Origin of the sequence: Microbacterium sediminis (genome assembly GCF_004564075.1) — a bacterium.
In the GTDB taxonomy this organism is placed as follows: Bacteria; Actinomycetota; Actinomycetes; order Actinomycetales; family Microbacteriaceae; genus Microbacterium; species Microbacterium sediminis.
Window position 1 is genome coordinate 1,363,680 of sequence record NZ_CP038256.1, and the last position, 17,544, is coordinate 1,381,223.

Consider the following 17,544-nt stretch of genomic DNA (forward strand, 5'->3'; position numbering starts at 1 on the left):
GCATGCTCCGCGTGCTCACGGCCGGCGAATCGCACGGCCCCGAACTCATCGCCGTCATGGAGGGCCTGCCCGCCGGGGTGCCCCTCCTCGCCGAGCAGATCCAGGCGGATCTGAAGCGCCGCACGCTCGGGTATGGGCGCGGATCGCGCCAGAAGTTCGAGCAGGACGAGCTGACCATCTCGACCGGCGTGGTGCACGGACGCACGCTCGGCAGCCCCATCGCGTTGCGCATCGGCAACACCGAGTGGCCCAAGTGGACCGAGGTCATGAACGCGGCCCCCACCGAGCTCACCGAGCGCTCGCGCGGTCGCGGCGCGCCGCTCACGCGCCCGCGCCCCGGCCACGCCGACCTCGTCGGCATGCAGAAGTACGGCTTCGACGAGGCGCGCCCCGTACTCGAGCGGGCCAGTGCCCGCGAGACGGCCGCGCGCGTCGCGCTCGGCGCCGTCGCCCGCGCGTTCCTGGCCGAGCTGGGCATCCGCCTCGTCAGCCACACCCTCTCGATCGGCCCCGTGCGGGTGCCCGACGGCGCCCCGCTGCCCACGCCCGACGACGTGGACGCCCTCGACGCCGATCCGCTGCGCTGCTTCGACCCCGCCACGAGCGAGGCGATGGTGGCCGAGGTGGACGACGCGCGCAAGGCCGGCGACACGCTGGGCGGGATCGTCGAGGTGCTCGCCTACGGGCTGCCGCCGGGACTGGGCTCGCACGTGCACTGGGACCGCCGCCTCGACGGCAAACTCGCCCAGGCCCTCATGAGCATTCAGGCGATCAAGGGCGTGGAGGTCGGCGACGGCTTCCTCACCACCACGCGCCGCGGATCGCGCGCCCACGACGAGCTGTTCCTCACCGACGACGGCATCGCGCGCGCCAGCGGCCGCGCGGGCGGCACCGAGGGCGGCATGTCCACCGGCACGCCGCTGCGCGTGCGCGCCGGGATGAAGCCGATCGCGACCGTCCCCAAGGCGCTGCGCACGATCGACGTCGCGTCCGGCGAGGACGCCTCGGCGCACCACCAGCGCTCCGACGTGTGCGCCGTGCCGGCCGCCGGCGTCGTCGCGGAGGCCATGGTCGCCCTCGTGCTGGCCGACGTCGTGCTCGAGAAGTTCGGCGGCGACTCCGTGGCAGAGACGCGCCGCAACCTCGAGTCGTACCTCGCGTCGATCCCCGCGAACCTGCGGACGAACGACGTGGACACGTTCGGCGATGACCTCGTCTGAGCCGTCGGGGCGCCCCGCCCTCGTGCTCATCGGGCCCATGGGGGCCGGCAAGACGAGCATCGGCCGCCGCGTCGCCCGCGCGCTCGGGCTGCCGTTCCGCGACACCGACAGCGAGATCGTCAAGGAGCACGGGCCGATCCCGGAGATCTTCGAGCGCCTGGGCGAGCCGGCCTTCCGCGCCATCGAGCACGACACGGTGCGTCGGGTGATCGGCGAGGGCGGCATCATCGCGCTCGGCGGCGGCGCGCCGATGCACCCCGACACCCGCGCGGCGCTGCGCGGCACCCCCGTGGTGCTGCTGACGGTGGCCGAGCACGTGATCGCGGCCCGCATCCGGGGGCAGAAGCGCCCCCTGCTCAACCGCGACGACCGCGATCCGGTCGCGGAGTGGACGCGGATCCGCGACGAGCGCATGCCGGTGTACGAATCGGTCTCGAGCGTCGTGTTCGACACGTCCTCGGGCCCCATGCAGGGCGTCGTCGACCGCATCGTCGCCTGGGCGCGCGCCGAGGCGATCGCGCCGCAGACTCAGGAGGATCAGGATGACTGACATCACGACCATCACGGTGTCGGGCGACGCCGGCTACGACATCACCGTGGGCCACGGCGTCCTCGCGCGCCTGGGCGAGACGCTGCCGGCCGCGGCCCGCAAGGTCCTCGTGATCCACCCGCCGACGCTGCAGCGCGAGGCCGAGGAGCTCCGGGAGCGGCTGATGGGGGAGCGCGAGGTGCTCCTCGCCGAGATCCCCGATGCCGAAAGCGGCAAGCGGATCGAGGTGGCGGCGTTCTGCTGGCAGATCCTCGGTCAGGCCGACTTCACCCGCTCCGACGCGATCGTCGGCTTCGGCGGCGGCGCCGTCACCGACGTCGCGGGATTCGTCGCGGCCACGTGGCTGCGCGGCATCGCGGTCGTGCAGGTGCCGACCACCGTGCTCGGCATGGTCGATGCCGCGGTGGGCGGCAAGACCGGCATCAACACCGCCGAGGGCAAGAACCTCGTCGGAGCGTTCTGGGCGCCCGCCGCGGTGCTGTGCGACCTCGACCTGCTGGCGACCCTGCCGCGCAACGAGGCCCTCGCCGGCTTCGCGGAGGTCGTCAAGGCCGGCTTCATCCGCTACCCCGAGATCCTCGAGATCGTCGAGGCCGACCCGGAGCGGGCCACCGACGTCGCCTCGCCCGAGTTCCGCCGCTGCATCGAGCTGGCGATCCAGATGAAGGCCGACGTCGTGGGCGAGGACTTCCGCGAGGCCGGCCTGCGCGAGATCCTCAACTACGGGCACACGCTGGGGCACGCGATCGAGCACGCCGAGCGCTACCAGTGGCGCCACGGCGCCGCGATCTCGATCGGCATGATGTTCGCCGCCGAGCTCTCGCGCCTGGCCGGGCGCCTGTCCGACGAGGCCGTCGATCGGCACCGCGCGATCCTCACGGCGCTGGGCCTGCCGACCACGTACCGCGCGGGCGCGTGGCCGCAGCTGCTGGCCACGATGAAGCGCGACAAGAAGACCCGCGGCGACATGCTGCGCTTCATCGTGCTCGACGACATCGCCAAGCCCACGGTGCTGCAGGCCCCCGACGAGTCGCTGCTGTTCGCCGCCTACCAGGAGATCGGCGAGGAGCAGCAGCCGGGCATCCGCAAGACCACCTCGGTGCGGCTCTGAGGGCCCTCAGCAACCGCGAACCCGCGACCCGATAGAATCGTCCGTCGGGTCGTTCGCACCCCCGCAGCTTCACATCTCACGAAACGGAAACTCACCTCCATGGCATCCACCGCAGACATCAAGAACGGCGTCGTGCTCTCGATCGACGGGCAGCTCTGGAGCGTCATCGAGTTCCAGCACGTGAAGCCGGGCAAGGGCGGTGCGTTCGTGCGCACCAAGCTCAAGAACGTCGTCAGCGGCAAGGTCGTCGACAAGACGTTCAACGCGGGTGCCAAGGTCGACATCCAGAACGTGGACCGCAGCGACTACCAGTACCTCTACAACGACGGCGAGTCGTTCGTCTTCATGGACGTCAAGGACTACGACCAGATCAACGTCTCGTCGACCGTCGTCGGCGACGCCGCGAAGTTCCTGCTCGAGAACATGAACGTCACCGTCGCGCTGCACGACGGCACGCCGCTGTACATCGAGATGCCGCCGTCCGTGGTGCTCGAGGTCACCTACACCGAGCCGGGCCTGCAGGGCGACCGCTCGAACGCCGGCACCAAGCCCGCCACCGTCGAGACCGGCGCCGAGATCCAGGTGCCCCTGTTCGTCGACGCCGGCACCAAGGTCAAGGTCGACACCCGCACGGGTGACTACCTCGGCCGCGTGAACGACTGAGTTGTCGGCACGCACCAAGGCGCGCAAGCGCGCCCTCGACATCCTCTTCTCCGCGGACGTCCGCGGCGACGCGATCGCCGTGGCCCTCGCCGCGGAGGCCAAGCGCGCGGTGAGCGAGCCCGCCCGCCAGGCGTCGTGGCTGTACGCCCGCGAGATCGTCGACGGCGTCATCGATCACCAGGACGAGATCGACGAGCAGATCACCACCCACAGCCGCGACTGGAAGCTCGAGCGCATGCCGGCCGTCGACCGCGCGGTGCTGCGGATCGCCACGTGGGAGATCCTGCACAACGACGAGGTGCCGACGGCGGTCGCGATCGACGAGGCCGTGGAGCTCGCCAAGGAGTTCTCCACCGACGACTCGCCGGCGTTCGTGCACGGCGTTCTCGCCCGCATCGCCGCCTCCGCCTGAGCGGCTCCGGCCCCAGGTCTCGACTCCGCGCCTTCCGTCGACGAGCCGTGACGGGCCGGGGTCGTCGGGGCCTGAAGCCGTTGTCTCGACTCCGCGGCTGCGCCGCTGCGCTCGACCCGTCTCCGCTCCGCGGCTTCGCCGCTCCGGTCGACGAGCCGTGGGTGCTTGCAGCTCATGCGGAGCCGTGAGCACCCGGGCTCGTCGACCGAGCGAAGCGAGCGGAGACGGCTCGAGCGAGCGAAGCGAGTCGAGAGCGTTGGGCTGAGCCCCTCGGTCTCCGCTCCGGCGGTGCGCCGCTCCGGTCGACGAGCCGTGACCGGCCGGGGTCCGAGCGAAGCGAGCGGAACTCGATCGCGGCACACCGCGGCCGGGGCGACGCCTCACAGGCGCAGGCGGCTAGACTCGAGAGAACGTGCACCTTTAACCCCGTCCCGTGAGGCGGAGAAGGGAGCGGCGGATGAGTACGCGTGCCGTGCTTGCAGAAGCCGATATCAGCCGGGCTCTCACCCGGATCGCCCACGAGATCCTCGAGGCGAACCGCGGCCCCGACGATCTGATCCTCCTCGGCATCCCCACCCGCGGCGTCTCGCTCGCGCGGCGGCTGGCCGCGCTCATCGAGCGCTTCGCCGGCGTGGCGGTGCCGACCGGGTCGCTCGACGTCACGATGTACCGCGACGATCTCGCGCATCAGCCGACGCGCGCGCCGCGCCCAACCGAGATCCCCGAGGGCGGGATCGACGGCAAGGTCGTCGTGCTCGTGGACGACGTGCTCTTCTCGGGCCGCAGCATCGGCGCCGCTCTCGACGCCCTCAAGGACATCGGGCGCCCGGCCGCCGTGCGCCTGGCGATCCTCGTGGACCGCGGGCACCGCGAGCTGCCGATCCGCCCGGACTTCGTGGGCAAGAACCTGCCGTCGGCCCGCGCCGAGCGCGTCAACGTGCGACTCGCCGAGGTCGACGGCGCCGACGAGGTCACGATCGAGGGCGAGGCCGGCGCATGAGGCACCTGCTCGACACCCGCACCCTCGCGCGCGACGACGCGATCGCGATCCTCGACGTCGCGGAGGACATGGCCGCCACGCAGGAGCGCGAGGTCAAGAAGCTGCCGACGCTGCGGGGCAAGACGGTCGTCAACCTCTTCTTCGAGGACTCCACGCGCACGCGCATCTCGTTCGAGGCCGCCGCCAAGCGGCTCTCGGCCGACGTGATCAACTTCTCGGCCAAGGGATCGAGCGTGTCCAAGGGCGAGAGCCTGCAGGACACGGCGCAGACCCTGCAGGCGATGGCCGCCGACGCCGTCGTGATCCGCCACGGCGCGTCGGGCGCGCCGCACACGCTCGCCACGAGCGGATGGATCTCCGCCGGTGTCGTCAACGCCGGCGACGGCACGCACGAGCACCCGACGCAGGCGCTCCTGGACGCCTTCACGCTGCGCCGCCGCGTGCACGGCGCCGCCAGCCGTGGGCGCGATCTGGACGGGGTCCGCGTGGCGATCGTCGGCGACATCCTGCACTCGCGCGTGGCGCGGTCGAACGTGTGGCTGCTGACCGCCCTCGGCGCGCACGTCACGCTCGTCGCCCCGCCCACGCTGCTGCCGCAGGATCTCAGCCGCTGGCCCGTCGCCGTGCGCTACAGCCTCGACGAGGCGATCGCCGAGCGGCCCGACGCCGTGATGATGCTGCGAATCCAGCTGGAGCGCATGAACGCCGCCTATTTCCCGTCTGAACGGGAGTATTCGCGGCAGTGGGGGCTCGACCCCGTGCGTCTGGCCGCGCTGCCGGACGGTACGATTGTGATGCACCCCGGGCCCATGAACCGGGGTCTGGAGATCAGCGCCGCAGCTGCCGACTCGCCCCGTTCGACCGTGCTCGAACAGGTGACCAACGGCGTGTCCGTGCGCATGGCTGTGCTCTACCTGCTGCTGGCGGGCGAGCGGACGGAGGAGGAGCGATGAGCGAGGTGCTCCTCATCACCGGGGCCGCGATCGAGGGCGGCGAGCGCGCCGACCTGATCATCGAGGACGGGCGGATCGCCGAGGTCGGCGTGGGCCTCTCGCGGGCCGGCGCGACGGTGATCGACGCCGACGGCCTCGTGGCGCTGCCGGGACTGGTGGATCTGCACACCCACCTGCGCGAACCGGGCGGCGAGGCGAGCGAGACGGTCCTCACGGGCACGCGCGCCGCGGCCGCCGGGGGCTTCACCGCCGTGTTCGCGATGCCCAACACCAACCCCGTCGCCGACACGGCCGGAGTGGTGGAGCAGGAGCTCGCCCTCGGCGAGTCCGCCGGCTACGCCACCGTGCAGCCGATCGGCGCGGTCACGGTGGGGCAGAAGGGCGAGCGCCTGGCCGAGCTCGGTGCGATGGCCGACTCGCGGGCCCGCGTGCGCGTCTTCAGCGACGACGGCTTCTGCGTGTGGGACCCGCTGATCATGCGGCGCGCGCTGGAGTACGTCAAGGCATTCGACGGTGTGATCGCGCAGCACGCGCAGGATCCGCGCCTGACCGAGGGCGCGCAGATGAACGAGGGCGTCGTCTCGGCCGAGCTCGGGCTGGCCGGCTGGCCGGCCGTCGCCGAGGAGTCGATCATCGCCCGCGACGTGCTGCTGGCCGAGCACGTCGGCTCGCGCCTGCACGTGTGCCACCTGTCGACCGCCGGCTCCGTGGACATCATCCGGTGGGCCAAGAAGCGCGGCATCGCCGTGACGGCCGAGGTCACGCCGCACCACCTGCTCCTCACCGACGAGCTCGTGCGCGGCTACGACGCCCGGTACAAGGTGAACCCACCGCTGCGCCGCGAGGAGGACGTGCTCGCCGTGCGCGAGGGCCTCGCCGACGGCACGATCGACATCGTCGCGACCGATCACGCCCCGCACCCCCTCGAGGCGAAGGCATGCGAGTGGCAGGCGGCGGCCAACGGCATGGTCGGCCTCGAGAGCGCGCTGCGTGTGGTCGACCAGACCATGGTGCGCACCGGCCTGATCGGCTGGGCCGACGTCGCGCGCGTCATGTCGACCGCCCCGGCCCGCATCGGCCGGCTCGACGGTCACGGGCAGTCGCTCGTCGCCGGAGCCCCGGCGCACGTGACGCTGTACGACCCGAGCGTCGACGGCGTCTTCACGCAGGACGACCTGCACGGCCGCAGCGTCAACTCGCCCTACCTCGGCCGCGAGCTGCCCGGACGCGTCGTGTGGACCATCCACCGCGGCCGCCCGACCGTCGCCGACGGTGCACTCGTGGAGGTGGCCTCGTGATGGCATACGTCCCCGGCGTCGCGCTGATCCTCGCGATCATCGCGCTCGCCCTGTTCGGCATGTGGCGCGGCTGGCGCGCCCGCACGCGCCGCGCGGCGCGGGTGGGCGTGACCTTCGGGCCCGCGACCGGCGAGGCCGTCGCGACGTTCGGCGGGCTCTACGTGGCCACCACGGCGCACGACGACCCGCTCGACCGGCTGCCGCTGCCGCACCTCGGGTTCCGCTCCAAGGTGGTCGTGACCGTGACCACCGAGGGCGTGGCCCTCGACATGCCGGCCGCCCCGACCCTGTTCCTCGCCGCCGCGCGCCTGGTCGGCGCCGGCCGCGCCACCTGGACGATCGACCGCGTCGTCGAGCGCGACGGCCTCGTGCTGATCGCCTGGACCACCGACGACGGGACGATCGTCGACACCTACCTCCGCCTGCAGTCCTCCGAGCCGGACGCCCTCGTGGCCGCCGTCGAGGACCTGCGCACGACCCCGACAGGAGCATCGAAGTGACCTCACTGCTCGATCGCGATCCCGCCGTCCTCGTCCTCGAGGACGGGAGCCGATTCCCCGGGCACGCCTACGGCGCGCGCGGCACGACCGTCGGCGAGGTGGTGTTCACCACCGGCATGACCGGCTACCAGGAGACCCTGACGGATCCGTCGTACGCGGGCCAGATCGTGCTGCAGACGGCCCCGCACATCGGCAACACCGGCGTGAACACCGAGGACCCCGAGAGCCGCCGCGTCTGGGTGGCCGGCTACATCGTGCGAGACCCCAGCCGCGTCGTCTCCAACTGGCGCGCCGAGGAGTCGCTCGACGCGGCCCTCGAGCGCGACGGCATCGTCGGCATCAGCGGCATCGACACCCGCGCCGTCACCCGCCACATCCGCTCCGACGGCTCGATGCGCGGCGCCATCTTCTCGGGCGAGGCCGCGGCCATCGACGCCGACGAGCAGCTGCGGATCGTCGCCGAGGCCCCGCAGATGGCCGGCCAGAACCTCTCGGCGCAGGTCTCGGTCGACGTGGCCGCCGTCACGCCGGCGGTGGGGGAGAAGATCGGCAACCTGGCCGTGATCGACCTGGGCATCAAGCAGGCCACCGTCGACAACCTCGCGCGCCGCGGCTTCGAGGTGCACGTGCTGCCGCAGTCGGTGACGTTCGCCGAGCTCAAGGCGATCGACCCCGTCGCGGTGTTCTACTCGAACGGCCCGGGCGACCCCGCGGCGAGCGACGCGCACGTCGCCCTGCTGCAGGAGACGCTGCGCGACGGCCTGCCGTTCTTCGGCATCTGCTTCGGCAACCAGCTGCTCGGGCGCGCGCTCGGCCTGGGCACCTACAAGCTGCCGTACGGCCACCGCGGCATCAACCAGCCGGTGCTCGACCGCACCACCGGCAAGGTCGAGATCACCGCCCACAACCACGGCTTCGCCGTCGACGCGCCCCTCGACGGCCCGTTCGACAGCCCCGCCGGCTTCGGCCGCGTCGAGGTCAGCCACGTGGACCTCAACGACGACGTCGTGGAGGGCCTGCGCGCCCTCGACATCCCCGCGTTCTCGGTGCAGTACCACCCCGAGGCCGCCGGCGGCCCGCACGACGCGAACTACCTCTTCGACCGTTTCCAGGCCATGGTGATCGACCACCTCGGCAAGAAGGACGCCAATGCCTAAGCGCGACGACATCAACTCCGTCCTCGTCATCGGATCCGGCCCGATCGTCATCGGCCAGGCCTGCGAGTTCGACTACTCGGGGACCCAGGCGTGCCGCGTGCTGCGCGAGGAGGGCGTGCGCGTCATCCTCGTCAACTCGAACCCGGCCACGATCATGACCGACCCGGACTTCGCCGACGCCACCTACGTCGAGCCGATCACCCCCGAGGTCATCGAGACGATCATCGCCAAGGAGCGCCCCGACGCGATCCTGCCGACGCTCGGCGGCCAGACCGCGCTGAACGCCGCCATGGCGCTGCACGCCCGCGGCATCCTCGAGAAGTACGACGTGGAGCTCATCGGCGCGAAGGTCGACGCGATCCGCAAGGGCGAGGACCGGCAGATCTTCAAGCAGCTGGTGATCGACGCCGGCGCCGACGTGGCCCGCAGCGCGATCGCCCACACGATGGACGAGGTCCTCGCCGCCGCCGAGGAGCTCGGCTACCCGCTCGTCGTGCGCCCGTCCTTCACGATGGGCGGGCTCGGCTCGGGCTTCGCGCACAACGAGGAGGAGCTGCGCCGCATGGCCGGCCAGGGCCTGCGCGAGTCGACCACCACCGAGGTGCTCCTGGAGGAGTCGATCCTCGGCTGGAAGGAGTACGAGCTCGAGCTCATGCGCGACACGGCCGACAACACGGTCGTCGTCTGCTCGATCGAGAACGTCGACCCGGTCGGCGTGCACACCGGCGACTCGATCACCGTGGCGCCCGCGCTCACGCTGACCGACCGCGAGTACCAGAAGCTGCGCGACATCGGCATCGACATCATCCGCGCCGTGGGCGTGGACACCGGCGGTTGCAACATCCAGTTCGCGGTGAACCCCGAGAACGGCCGCATCATCGTCATCGAGATGAACCCGCGCGTGTCGCGCTCGTCGGCGTTGGCCTCGAAGGCGACGGGCTTCCCGATCGCCAAGCTCGCGGCCAAGCTGGCGCTGGGCTACCGCCTCGACGAGGTGCCCAACGACATCACGAAGGTCACGCCGGCCTCGTTCGAGCCCACGCTCGACTACGTCGTCGTGAAGGTGCCCCGCTTCGCGTTCGAGAAGTTCCCGGCCGCCGACCCCACCCTCACCACGACCATGAAGTCGGTGGGCGAGGCGATGGCGATCGGCCGCAACTACACCACGGCGCTGCAGAAGGCGCTGCGCTCGGTCGAGAAGCGCGGATCCTCGTTCCACTGGGGCGAGCAGATGCGCACCGTGGAGTCGCTGCTGGAGTCGATCCAGACGCCCACCGACGGCCGCATCGTCGACGTGCAGCAGGCGCTGCGCCTGGGCGCCAGCGTCGAGCAGGTGTTCGAGGCCACGAAGATCGACCCCTGGTTCCTCGACCAGATCGTGCTCATCAACGAGGTCGCCGACGCCGTCGCCGCGGCGGGCGAGCTCGACGAGCGCGTGCTGCGCCTGGCCAAGGAGCACGGCTTCTCGGACGCCCAGATCGCGCAGCTGCGCGGCATCGCCGAGACCGAGGTCCGCGCCCTGCGGCACCGGCTCGGCCTGCGCCCGGTGTTCAAGACCGTCGACACCTGCGCCGGCGAGTTCCCGGCCCTCACGCCGTACCACTACTCGTCGTACGACTTCGAGACCGAGGTCACGCCGTCCGAGCGCAAGAAGGTCGTCATCATCGGCTCGGGCCCCAACCGCATCGGGCAGGGCGTCGAGTTCGACTACTCGTGCGTGCAGGCGTCGTTCGCGCTCGGCGCGGCCGGCTACGAGACCGTGATGGTCAACTGCAACCCCGAGACGGTCTCGACCGACTACGACACCTCCGACCGCCTCTACTTCGAGCCCCTCACCCTCGAGGACGTGCTCGAGGTGCTGCACGCCGAGTCGCTCTCGGGCGAGATCCACGGCGTGGTGTGCCAGCTCGGCGGCCAGACGCCGCTGGGCCTGGCCAAGGGCATCGAGGAGGCCGGCTACCGCATCCTCGGCACGAGCCCCGCGGCGATCGACCTGGCCGAGGACCGCAAGCTGTTCGGCGAGATCCTCGAACGCGGCGGCCTCATGGCCCCGCGCAACGGCACGGCGACGACCGAGGACGAGGCCGTGCGCATCGCCGAGGAGATCGGCTACCCGGTGCTCGTGCGTCCCTCGTTCGTGCTCGGCGGCCGCGGCATGGAGATCGTCTACGACACGGCGAACCTGCGCGACTACTTCGCCCGCATCGCGGAGCACGCGATCATCGGCGCCGATGCGCCGCTGCTCGTGGACCGCTTCCTGGACGACGCGGTCGAGATCGACGTCGACGCGCTCTTCGACGGCGACGACCTCTACATCGGCGGCATCATGGAGCACCTCGAGGAGGCCGGCATCCACTCGGGCGACTCGAGCTGCGCGCTGCCGCCGATGTCGCTCGGCAAGGGCGAGATCGATCGCGTGCGCGAGGCGACGCGGGCGATCGCCGCGGGCGTGGGCGTGCGCGGCCTGCTCAACGTGCAGTTCGCGATCAGCGCGGGCGTGCTCTACGTCATCGAGGCCAACCCGCGCGCCAGCCGCACGGTGCCGTTCGTGTCGAAGGCCCTGGGTCTGCCCATGGCGCAGGCGGCGAGCCGGATCATGGCAGGCGAGACGATCGCGCAGCTGAAGGCCGAGGGCCTGCTGCCCGCGCAGGACGGCTCGGTCGTGCCGATCGACTCCCCGGTGTCGGTCAAGGAGGCGGTGCTGCCGTTCAAGCGGTTCCGCACCCAGGACGGCAAGATCGTCGACTCGGTCCTCGGCCCGGAGATGCGCTCCACGGGCGAGGCGATGGGCATCGACAAGAACTTCCCGATCGCCTTCGCCAAGAGCCAGTCCGCGGCCTACGGCGGCATCCCGAGCGAGGGCACCGTGTTCATCTCGGTCGCCGACGCCGACAAGCGCGATGTCATCCTGCCGGCCCACCGCCTGCACCAGCTCGGCTTCGAGATCCTCGCCACCGAGGGCACGGCGGAGATCCTGCGCCGCAACGGCATCCCCGTCGAGCTCGTCGCCAAGTACAGCGACACCCAGGGCTCGGACGAGACGAACGTGGTCGACCTCATCAACGAGGGCCGCGTGGACATCGTCGTGAACACGCCCAGCGGCATGTCGGCGCGCGCCGACGGGTACGAGATCCGCGCCGCCGCCGTGGCCGCCGACAAGGCGCTGTTCACGACGATCGTCACGCTCGGTGCGGCCGTCAGCGCGATGGACGCCACCCGCGGCGGCTACGAGGTGAAGAGCCTGCAGGAGTACGCCGCCGATCGCGCGGCACGGGTGGTCGCCTGATGGTGCAGTCCTTCGGCGCCCGCGTGCGCGAGACGATCGCGTCGCGCGGACGCCTGTGCGTGGGGATCGACCCGCACGCGGGCCTGCTGGGCGAGTGGGGGCTGGACGACTCGGCCGAGGGCGTGCGCGAATTCGGCTTGCGCGTGGTCGAGGCCGCCGTCGGCCGCACCGGCGTGGTCAAGCCGCAGGTGTCGTTCTTCGAGCGCCACGGCTGGCGGGGACTCGCCGCGCTCGGCGAGGTCATGGCGGCCGCCCGCGCGGCGGGGCTGATCGTCATCGCCGACGCCAAGCGCGGCGACATCGGCTCCACCATGGACGCGTACGCGGAGGCCTGGCTGACGCCGGGCGCCGAGCTTGAGGCGGATGCCGTCACGGCCAGCCCGTACCTCGGCGTCGGTGCGCTGGACGGCACGTTCGACCGGGCGCTGGCCGCGGGCAAGGGCGTGTTCATCCTGGCCGCGACGAGCAACCCCGAGGCGCGGGCGCTCCAGGCTTCGGTCGCGGACGGCGCCACCGTCTCGGCGCAGGTGATCGCCGAGGTGTCGGCCCGCAACGCCGCGCACGGTGACGACTGGGGTTCGTTCGGCCTCGTCATCGGCGCCACCGTCGACTGGGCGCGGGCGGGCATCGCCCCCTTCGCCCCGGCCGCGCCGATCCTCGCACCCGGCTTCGGCCGGCAGGGCGCCGTCCCCGCCGACCTGGCGGAGCGCTTCGGCGCGATGGCGCCGTGCGTGCTGGCCTCCGAGAGCCGCTCGCTGCTGTCGGCCGGGCCCGACGGCCTCGCCGACGCGATCGACGCCGCGGCCTCGGCGTACCGGGAGGCGGCGCGATGAGCGACACCCGCCGTCCCCCCGAGGTCGACCGCGTGGCCGCCTCGCGCAAGGCCGTGGCCGCCCGTCGCGCCCGGGCGGGCCTGAAGCGCGACATCGCCACCCGCGTGGTCACGCCGCAGGAGGTGCTGCGCCGCGCGAGCGCCGATCCGGCGTCGCCGGCCGGCACGCTGCGCGTCACGGAGTTCCTCACCTCGCTGCCCGCGATCGGGGAGGGCAAGCGCGACCGCATCCTCGCCGAGCTGCAGATCTCGCCGGTCAAGCGCCTCGGCGGCCTCGGGCCGCGCCAGCGCGGCGCCCTCGCGGCCTGGCTCGACCGCCGCATGCCCGAGCCGCAGCCGCGCCCCGGCCGCAGCCGCCTGCTCGTGCTGGCCGGGCCCACCGCGGTCGGCAAGGGCACCGTGTCGACGTACATCCGCGACCACTACCCTCAGGTCGCGCTGTCGGTGAGTGCCACCACCCGCAAGCCGCGCCCCGGCGAGGTGCACGGGGAGCACTACTACTTCGTCGACGACGCGGAGTTCGACCGCATGATCGCCGACGGCGAGCTGCTCGAGTACGCCACCGTCCACAACGCGTACCGCTACGGCACGCCGCGCGGTCCCGTGCAGGAGGCGCTCGACGCCGGTCGCACCGTGCTGCTCGAGATCGACCTGCAGGGCGCGCGCCAGGTGCGGGCGGCCGAGCCGAGCGCGACGCTCGTGTTCCTCCTGCCGCCCAGTTGGGACGAGCTCGTGCAGCGGCTCGTCGGCCGCGGCACCGAGGACGAGGAGGAGCGGGCCCGCCGCCTGCGCACCGCGCGGGTGGAGTTGGCGGCCCAGGGGGAGTTCGACTTCTTCGTCGTCAACGACGACGTCGCCGAGGCGGCGCGTCAGGTCGTAGAATTGTCGGATGGGCCCGAGCGCTGACGCGCTGGGGCGAGAGACTTTCACCGATCCGATCGGATCGCGGAATCAGGAGGATGCGCATGGCCGCTGAGAACAAGGGCATCGTCGACCCGCCCATCGACGAGCTGCTCGACCGGGTCGACTCGAAGTACCAGCTCGTGATCTACGGCTCCAAGCGCGCCCGTCAGATCAACGACTACTACACGGATCTGCACGAGGGGAACCTGTTCGACAACGTCGGGCCGCTCGTCGACTCGGAGATCCAGGACAAGCCGCTGACGATCGCGCTGCGCGAGATCCACCAGGACAAGCTGCGCCTTCGCCCGCTCGGCGAGTAACGCCACACACTCTGTCGGTGGTCGCTGTCAGGATGGACAGCGACCACCGTTCTGTCTGATGCCGGGGGTGGGCTCCTTGCGGGCGGCCCCGGCTCGATCACGTCGACGTCTCGGAGCACCATGACCCTGCGCCTGTTCACCTCGGAGTCCGTCACCGAGGGGCACCCCGACAAGATCTGCGACCAGATCAGCGACAGCGTGCTCGACGCGCTCCTCGCGCAGGACCCGCAGGCCCGCGTGGCGGTCGAGACCCTGGTGACGACCGGTCTCGTCCACGTGGCCGGCGAGATCCGCACCGAGGGCTACGCCGACATCTCGTCGATCGTGCGCACCGTCATCCGCGACATCGGCTACACCTCCAGCGAGATGGGCTTCGACGCCGACTCGTGCGGCGTGACGGTGTCGGTCGGCGAGCAGTCGCAGGAGATCGGCGACGGCGTCACCGCGTCCGAGGAGCAGCGCGGCGGTGAGGCGGCCGACGACCTCGACCGGCAGGGCGCCGGCGACCAGGGCATCATGTTCGGCTACGCCACGAACGAGACGCCCGAGTACATGCCGATGGCCATCTGGGCCGCCCACCGCATGTCGGAGCGCCTCACGGCGGTGCGCAAGTCGGGCGAGCTCGGCTTCCTGCGCCCCGACGGCAAGACCCAGGTGACGCTGGGCTACGACGGCGCCGTGCCGAAGACGGTCGAGACGGTCGTGCTGTCCACGCAGCACCACCCCGACATCTCCCAGGCCGACCTGGCCGACGCCGTCGAGCGCGTCGTCATCCGCCCGGTGCTGGAGCAGACGGGTCTGGACGCCTCGCACGTGCAGCTGCACATCAACCCGTCGGGCAGCTTCGTGCTCGGCGGCCCCAAGGCCGACGCCGGCCTCACGGGGCGCAAGATCATCATCGACACCTACGGCGGTGCGGCCCGCCACGGCGGCGGCGCCTTCAGCGGCAAGGATCCGTCGAAGGTGGACCGCTCCGCCGCCTACGCCATGCGCTGGGTCGCCAAGAACGCCGTCGCGGCGGGCCTGGCCGAGCGTCTCGAGGTGCAGGTGGCCTACGCGATCGGCAAGGCCAACCCCGTGGGCCTCTACGTCGAGACCTTCGGCACGGGTGCGGTTCCCGACGAGGCGATCATCGGAGCGATCCGCGACGTGTTCGACCTGCGCCCCGCCGCGATCATCCGCGACCTTGACCTGCTGCGTCCCATCTACGCCCGCACCGCCGCCTACGGGCACTTCGGTCGCGAGCTGCCCGAGTTCACCTGGGAGCGCCTCGACCGCGTCGACGCCCTGCGCGCCGCGGCGGGCCTCTGACGGGCACGATCGTGCCGCTCGCACGCGGGCAGCGCCCCGTGGCGCGCGTGCTGATCGACTCGCCCCTGCCGCAGCTCGACCGGCTGTTCGACTACGCCATCCCCGCCGAGCTCGACGCGCAGGCGCAGCCCGGCGTGCGGGTGAAGGCGCCGCTGCGCACGGCCGGGCGGGTGATCGAGGGGTTCGTCATCGAGCGCGGCGTCGAGAGCGACGTCGACCGCGTGCTCTCCGAGCTCGACGCCGTCGTCTCGCCCGCGCCCGTGCTGCCGGAGCGGCTCTACCGGCTCGCCCGGAAGGTGGCCGATCGCGCGGCGGGGTCCGCGTCCGACGTGCTGCGGCTGGCGGTGCCCAAGCGCATGGTGCGCGCCGAGAAGGCGTGGCTGGCGGGGGAGCGGTGCGCTGCCCCGGCGCTCACGGCCACCGCGAGCGCGCACGCCGAGGCGGTGCTGGCCGAGTACCCCGGGCTCGGCGAGCGGATCGACGCCGGCGCGCGCCTCGCGCTCGACGCGCCGCCGACGCTCGTGACGCTCGGCGACGACACGGTGCCGGCCTGGGCGCTGCTGCTCGCCGCGGCCGCCGCGCACTGCCTGGCCGCCGGGCGCTCGGCGATCATCGCCGTGCCCGACCACCGCGATCTCGATCTGCTCCACCTCGCGCTGTCGTCGCTCGTGCCCGCGGACGCCCTCGTCCGCCACGACGCCGGCCAGTCCGGCCCGGGGCGCTACGCCGGCTACCTGCGCACGCTCGAGGAGGCGCCGTGCGTGGTGATCGGCAACCGCTCCGCCGTGTACGCCCCCGTGTCGTCGCCGGGGCTCGTGGCCCTGTGGGACGACGGCGACCCGCTGTTCGACGAGCCGCTGGCACCGTACGTGCACGCCCGCGACGCGGCCCTCGTGCGCCAGGAGCTCGACGGATGCGCCCTCGTGTTCGCGGGCCACACCCGCACGAGCGACGTGCAGCGCCTCGTCTCGATCGGCTGGGTCGAGGAGCTCGCCCCCGCGCGCCGCACGAGCCCGAAGATCGTGCTCAGCCCCATCCGCGAGGAGGAGCGCGGCGCCCGCGTGCCCTCCGCCGCGTTCCGCGCCGCGCGCGAGGCACTCGAGCACGGGCCGGTGCTCGTGCAGGTCGCGCGCCCCGGTTTCGCGCCGAGCCTCGTCTGCGCCGACTGCCGCGCGCCCGCCCGGTGCCCGGCGTGCGGCGGCCCGCTGCACGCGCGCTCCCGCGGCGCCGTGCCCGTGTGCGGCTGGTGCGGTCGCTCGGCGCACGCGTGGGCGTGCCCGAAGTGCCAGTCGGTCCGCGTGCGGCTGGCATCGTCCGGCAGCGAGCGCACCGCCGACGAGCTCGGCCGCGCCTTCGCCGGCACGCGCGTCATCGTCTCGGACGGCGCCCACCCCGTCACCGAGGTCGACGATCGCCCCGCCCTCGTCGTCGCCACCCGCGGCGCCGAGCCGATCGCGCGCGGCGGCTACCGCGCGATCGTGCTGCTCGACGGCGAGCGCATGCTGCAGTCGCCCGACCTGCGCATCGGCGAGGCGTGCCTGCGGTGGTGGTCGAACGCCGCGGCCCTCGCCGCGCCCGACGCGCCGGTGCACCTCGTCGGCGTGAACGGGCCCGTCGCCCGTGCCCTGGCGTCGTGGACGCAGCCGGCCTACGCGCGCCAGGAGGTCGCCGACCGCGCGCCGCTGCACCTGCCGCCCGCGGCGCGTGTGGCGCGCCTCGAGGGTGACGCCGCCGCGGTGGACCGCGCGCTGGCGGCGCTGCGCGAGGCGGTGCCCGATCTGCCCGCCGAGGCGATCCTCGGGCCCGTGCCGGCCGAGGCCGACGGCGTGCCGCGCGCCCGCGCGCTCCTCCGCTTCGACTACGGCCGGGGCCCGCGCGTGACCGCGTCGCTGCGGGCATCCGTCGTGGCGGAGGCGGTCGCCAACCGCGGTCGCCGCACGGGCGGCGCCGGTCGCCGCCCCGCGGCGCGCAATACACTCGCAGTGCGGGTCGACATCGCCGATCCCGAGCTGTGATGCGCCCCCGCGC

Annotated in this window: 16 protein-coding genes; all 16 read left to right on the top strand. The window is 72.5% G+C overall.

Annotated elements, in window-relative coordinates; translation table 11 throughout:
- Positions 1 to 2 precede the first annotated feature (2 nt).
- The 16 genes from aroC (at position 3) to E3O41_RS06535 (ending at position 17,531) form a co-directional block, all read left to right on the top strand.
- Positions 3 to 1,220, top strand: coding sequence for a chorismate synthase (aroC, locus tag E3O41_RS06460; RefSeq protein ID WP_067023149.1), 1,218 nt, complete (start codon positions 3 to 5; stop codon positions 1,218 to 1,220).
- A complete protein-coding gene (locus tag E3O41_RS06465) occupies positions 1,207 to 1,770 on the top strand; it encodes a shikimate kinase (protein WP_067023152.1) in 564 nt (187 codons plus the stop codon). Before aroC ends, E3O41_RS06465 begins: the two co-directional genes overlap by 14 nt.
- Complete coding sequence (aroB, locus tag E3O41_RS06470; RefSeq protein WP_067023156.1) at positions 1,763 to 2,881, top strand: 3-dehydroquinate synthase; 1,119 nt, start codon at positions 1,763 to 1,765, stop codon at positions 2,879 to 2,881. The genes E3O41_RS06465 and aroB overlap by 8 nt, the downstream gene beginning before the upstream one ends.
- A gap of 99 nt (positions 2,882 to 2,980) precedes the next feature.
- Positions 2,981 to 3,544, top strand: a complete 564-nt coding sequence (gene efp, locus E3O41_RS06475) for an elongation factor P (RefSeq protein ID WP_067023159.1) — start codon at positions 2,981 to 2,983, stop codon at positions 3,542 to 3,544.
- A gap of 1 nt (position 3,545) precedes the next feature.
- On the top strand, positions 3,546 to 3,956 hold the full coding sequence (nusB, locus tag E3O41_RS06480) for a transcription antitermination factor NusB (RefSeq protein WP_067023162.1): 411 nt from the start codon (positions 3,546 to 3,548) through the stop codon (positions 3,954 to 3,956).
- Positions 3,957 to 4,413: 457 nt separating this feature from the next.
- Positions 4,414 to 4,956, top strand: coding sequence for a bifunctional pyr operon transcriptional regulator/uracil phosphoribosyltransferase PyrR (gene pyrR / locus E3O41_RS06485; RefSeq protein ID WP_067023165.1), 543 nt, complete (start codon positions 4,414 to 4,416; stop codon positions 4,954 to 4,956).
- Positions 4,953 to 5,909 carry an aspartate carbamoyltransferase catalytic subunit gene (locus tag E3O41_RS06490; RefSeq protein ID WP_067023168.1) on the top strand — a complete coding sequence of 319 codons (957 nt, stop codon included), beginning with the start codon at positions 4,953 to 4,955 and terminating at the stop codon, positions 5,907 to 5,909. Before pyrR ends, E3O41_RS06490 begins: the two co-directional genes overlap by 4 nt.
- A complete protein-coding gene (locus tag E3O41_RS06495; RefSeq protein ID WP_067023172.1) occupies positions 5,906 to 7,207 on the top strand; it encodes a dihydroorotase in 1,302 nt (433 codons plus the stop codon). The genes E3O41_RS06490 and E3O41_RS06495 overlap by 4 nt, the downstream gene beginning before the upstream one ends.
- Complete coding sequence (locus tag E3O41_RS06500; protein ID WP_067023175.1) at positions 7,207 to 7,707, top strand: PH-like domain-containing protein; 501 nt, start codon at positions 7,207 to 7,209, stop codon at positions 7,705 to 7,707. The genes E3O41_RS06495 and E3O41_RS06500 overlap by 1 nt, the downstream gene beginning before the upstream one ends.
- The gene (carA, locus tag E3O41_RS06505; protein WP_067023177.1) at positions 7,704 to 8,864 is read left to right on the top strand and encodes a glutamine-hydrolyzing carbamoyl-phosphate synthase small subunit; all 1,161 of its coding nucleotides are present in this window, start codon (positions 7,704 to 7,706) and stop codon (positions 8,862 to 8,864) included. The genes E3O41_RS06500 and carA overlap by 4 nt, the downstream gene beginning before the upstream one ends.
- The gene (gene carB, locus E3O41_RS06510) at positions 8,857 to 12,150 is read left to right on the top strand and encodes a carbamoyl-phosphate synthase large subunit (protein ID WP_067023180.1); all 3,294 of its coding nucleotides are present in this window, start codon (positions 8,857 to 8,859) and stop codon (positions 12,148 to 12,150) included. The genes carA and carB overlap by 8 nt, the downstream gene beginning before the upstream one ends.
- A complete protein-coding gene (gene pyrF, locus E3O41_RS06515; protein ID WP_173849883.1) occupies positions 12,150 to 12,983 on the top strand; it encodes an orotidine-5'-phosphate decarboxylase in 834 nt (277 codons plus the stop codon). Before carB ends, pyrF begins: the two co-directional genes overlap by 1 nt.
- On the top strand, positions 12,980 to 13,888 hold the full coding sequence (gmk, locus tag E3O41_RS06520) for a guanylate kinase (RefSeq protein WP_067023183.1): 909 nt from the start codon (positions 12,980 to 12,982) through the stop codon (positions 13,886 to 13,888). Before pyrF ends, gmk begins: the two co-directional genes overlap by 4 nt.
- Before the next feature lie 59 nt (positions 13,889 to 13,947).
- The gene (rpoZ, locus tag E3O41_RS06525; protein WP_067023186.1) at positions 13,948 to 14,205 is read left to right on the top strand and encodes a DNA-directed RNA polymerase subunit omega; all 258 of its coding nucleotides are present in this window, start codon (positions 13,948 to 13,950) and stop codon (positions 14,203 to 14,205) included.
- A 120-nt stretch (positions 14,206 to 14,325) separates the two neighbouring features.
- On the top strand, positions 14,326 to 15,516 hold the full coding sequence (metK, locus tag E3O41_RS06530) for a methionine adenosyltransferase (protein ID WP_067023189.1): 1,191 nt from the start codon (positions 14,326 to 14,328) through the stop codon (positions 15,514 to 15,516).
- A gap of 11 nt (positions 15,517 to 15,527) precedes the next feature.
- On the top strand, positions 15,528 to 17,531 hold the full coding sequence (locus E3O41_RS06535) for a primosomal protein N' family DNA-binding protein (RefSeq protein WP_067023192.1): 2,004 nt from the start codon (positions 15,528 to 15,530) through the stop codon (positions 17,529 to 17,531).
- Positions 17,532 to 17,544: the final 13 nt, after the last annotated feature.